Source organism: Flavobacterium plantiphilum (assembly GCF_046000495.1).
GTDB lineage: Bacteria > Bacteroidota > Bacteroidia > Flavobacteriales > Flavobacteriaceae > Flavobacterium > Flavobacterium plantiphilum.
On the sequence record NZ_JBELQA010000016.1, the window covers coordinates 1 to 1,976 of the forward strand.

2 protein-coding genes are annotated in these 1,976 nt (G+C 32.3%); both read left to right on the forward strand.

All coding sequences use genetic code 11. The features are described from left to right. The coding region (locus ABS764_RS16195) for an OmpA family protein (RefSeq protein ID WP_408082835.1) at window positions 1-326 on the forward strand (326 nt) is incomplete at its 5' end. A 406-nt stretch (window positions 327-732) separates the two neighbouring features. Further along, window positions 733-1,976: SprB repeat-containing protein (locus ABS764_RS16200; RefSeq protein ID WP_408082836.1), on the forward strand; the 1,244-nt coding region annotated here is incomplete at its 3' end.

Here is a 1,976-nt window from a genome sequence, read left to right on the forward strand (position 1 = left end):
ACTTAGACAAATCTAATATCAGAACGGAAGCAGCTTTGGATTTAGAAAAAATATTAGATGTTTTAAACCAATATCCAAATATGAAACTTGATATCCGTTCGCATACCGATAGTCGTGCTTCTTTCAAATACAACGAAGCTTTATCCGATAGAAGAGCTAAATCAACTATTAATTGGTTGATTCAAAACGGTATCAATCCAAATCGTTTAACTGGCAAAGGTTACGGCGAAACGCAATTAGTTAACAGATGTGCCGACAATGTAAAATGTACCGAAGAAGAACATCAAATGAATAGAAGAAGCGAATTTATTATTACAGCGCTGTAAGCAAAAAAAAAACTTAATTTTAAAAACCTCGAATACAGATTTATTCGAGGTTTTTCAGTTTATAACAATCTGTATTAAACAATCACTTTTTTAATTAAATCTACCCAAAAAAACACATTTAAACGAGTTTTTAAGTTATTCAAAGACAAAAAAGAGTTGTACAATTAAATATTCATAAATTTAATTATAAGATTGTTCATATAGAACAAATAAATATTTTGATCCCCAAATGAAATTAATTTCAAGTAAATTAATTCATTATACTCGATTTTGATACATATAGTTTATTTCTAAACAACTATTACAAGTCATTCTTTCAAAAAATAAATGGTTATCGTTTTGATGTTAATCATTACTCTTCATAGATTAAATTCATTTCATTATTAACGGTTTAATAAAAATCAATATGAAAACAAATCTACCTTTCCAAAATTTAAAACGAAACACTTTTTTTGTTTTACTATTATGCTTTATCAATATAGTAAATATTTTTGCTCAAGACATATTTGATGGTAAATACTGTCCTGGGCCTGGAATATCAGGTGATGAATATGCAACTGGAATAGTATTTAGCCAACAATTAAATCCAAGCCCATCATCTACATGTGAAATTGGAACTATTCGTGCTAAAGTTGATACACAAAATCAGGTATTAAGACTAGGAATGAATATTGGTAACGGAGGAGCGGCTCTTTTTAGACTATATTTAGATACAGATAATAATACTATAACAGGATTAACATCAGACACTTTTGGAGGTTCACTATCTGTCGCTGGTGCTGAATATATTTTAGAAATAAATTCTAATGCAAATACTTTTAATTTATACTCTGGAAACGGAAGTACCAAAACACCTCTTCCTATTAACAATGGACTTGCCGCTTTAAATGGAAGCGCTACTGGTTGTAGCAGTGGTGGTGGCTCTTTTCTAGAATTCAACATTCCATTTGGCAGTATTGGTTTTAACATTTGTGACCCAAATAATCCCGGCATAATTAATATTACCAAATTAGCATCTGTTAGTGGTAATTCTGCTAGTTCGAGCAGATGTATTGATACACCTTTAACATTTGGTATTCCTTTAAAAGGTGATGTTGGTCCCGATGCTACAATATGCTCAGGCGCTAATAGTCCTTTATTAACAGTAACCGGTATTACGGCTAATTCTACTATAGTTAAATGGCAATCTTCAATTAGTCCGTTTACAACTTGGATTGATATAGCTAATACAACAACAACTTATACTGGAATTAATTTAACTCAAACCACTAAGTTTAGAGCTGTTTTCACTAATTCAGGTTTATGTTCGGGAAACAATATCGCAACTAGTCAAGCCACAATAACAGTATCACCTCCTCCTACCGCTTCTATTTCTTCCCAAACCAATGTAGATTGTTTTGGGAATAATAGCGGTAGTGTAACCGTAGCTGGAGCTAATGGAACTACTCCTTATACCTATGCAATTGATGGAGCTACTTTTTTACCAAGCGGTACTTTCGCCAGTTTGACTGCCGGTTCTTATACCATTACCATTAAAGATGCTAATGGATGTAACACTACTCAAGACGTAACCATCACACAACCAAATGCAGCTTTAACAGCATCTATTTCTTCCCAAACCAATGTAGATTGTTTTGGGAATAATAGCGG